This is a genomic window from Halomonas sp. AOP7-E1-9 (assembly GCF_052376035.1).
Classification (GTDB): Bacteria; Pseudomonadota; Gammaproteobacteria; order Pseudomonadales; family Halomonadaceae; genus Vreelandella; species Vreelandella citrativorans.
In genome coordinates this window covers 1-1,603 of sequence record NZ_JBQSVC010000081.1, presented here as the reverse complement: position 1 = coordinate 1,603, position 1,603 = coordinate 1, and the positions used below count along the sequence as shown (strand labels likewise).

The window sequence follows — 1,603 nt, the reverse complement described above, 5'->3', positions numbered from 1 at the left end:
TCTGATCAGGTAATTCATTGTGGACGTTTACCGCGAGGGATGACGCATCGTTTAAGGAGGTGATCCAGCCGCAGGTTCCCCTACGGCTACCTTGTTACGACTTCACCCCAGTCATGAACCACACCGTGGTGATCGCCCTCTTGCGTTAGGCTAACCACTTCTGGTGCAGTCCACTCCCATGGTGTGACGGGCGGTGTGTACAAGGCCCGGGAACGTATTCACCGTGACATTCTGATTCACGATTACTAGCGATTCCGACTTCACGGAGTCGAGTTGCAGACTCCGATCCGGACTGAGACCGGCTTTTCGGGATTGGCGCACTCTCGCGAGTTGGCAACCCTTTGTACCGGCCATTGTAGCACGTGTGTAGCCCTACCCGTAAGGGCCATGATGACTTGACGTCGTCCCCACCTTCCTCCGGTTTGTCACCGGCAGTCTCCTTAGAGTTCCCACCATTACGTGCTGGCAAATAAGGACAAGGGTTGCGCTCGTTACGGGACTTAACCCAACATTTCACAACACGAGCTGACGACAGCCATGCAGCACCTGTCTTACAGTTCCCGAAGGCACACCAGGATCTCTCCCGGCTTCTGTAGATGTCAAGGGTAGGTAAGGTTCTTCGCGTTGCATCGAATTAAACCACATGCTCCACCGCTTGTGCGGGCCCCCGTCAATTCATTTGAGTTTTAACCTTGCGGCCGTACTCCCCAGGCGGTCGACTTATCGCGTTAACTTCGCCACAAAGTGCGCTAGGCACCCAACGGCTGGTCGACATCGTTTACGGCGTGGACTACCAGGGTATCTAATCCTGTTTGCTACCCACGCTTTCGCACCTCAGTGTCAGTGTCAGTCCAGAAGGCCGCCTTCGCCACTGGTATTCCTCCCGATCTCTACGCATTTCACCGCTACACCGGGAATTCTACCTTCCTCTCCTGCACTCTAGCCTGACAGTTCCGGATGCCGTTCCCAGGTTGAGCCCGGGGCTTTCACAACCGGCTTATCAAGCCACCTACGCGCGCTTTACGCCCAGTAATTCCGATTAACGCTTGCACCCTCCGTATTACCGCGGCTGCTGGCACGGAGTTAGCCGGTGCTTCTTCTGCGAGTGATGTCTTTCCTGCCGGGTATTAACCGACAGGCGTTCTTCCTCGCTGAAAGTGCTTTACAACCCGAAGGCCTTCTTCACACACGCGGCATGGCTGGATCAGGCTTGCGCCCATTGTCCAATATTCCCCACTGCTGCCTCCCGTAGGAGTTCGGGCCGTGTCTCAGTCCCGATGTGGCTGATCATCCTCTCAAACCAGCTACGGATCGTTGCCTTGGTGAGCCATTACCTCACCAACCAGCTAATCCGACATAGGCTCATCCAATAGCGGGAGCCGAAGCCCCCTTTCTCCCGTAGGACGTACGCGGTATTAGCCTGAGTTTCCCCAGGTTATCCCCCACTATCGGGCAGATTCCTATGCATTACTCACCCGTCCGCCGCTCGTCAGCGGGAAGCAAGCTTCCCCTGTTACCGCTCGACTTGCATGTGTTAAGCCTGCCGCCAGCGTTCAATCTGAGCCATGATCAAACTCTTCAGTTTAAAATCAGTGTGATTCTT

At 55.3% G+C, this 1,603-nt stretch carries 1 rRNA gene; it reads right to left on the bottom strand.

Annotation, left to right across the window (positions count from 1 at the left end):
- Positions 1-52: 52 nt before the first annotated feature.
- Positions 53-1,585 (bottom strand): 16S ribosomal RNA (locus ACT3R4_RS18375).
- Between the last annotated feature and the right edge of the window lie 18 nt (positions 1,586-1,603).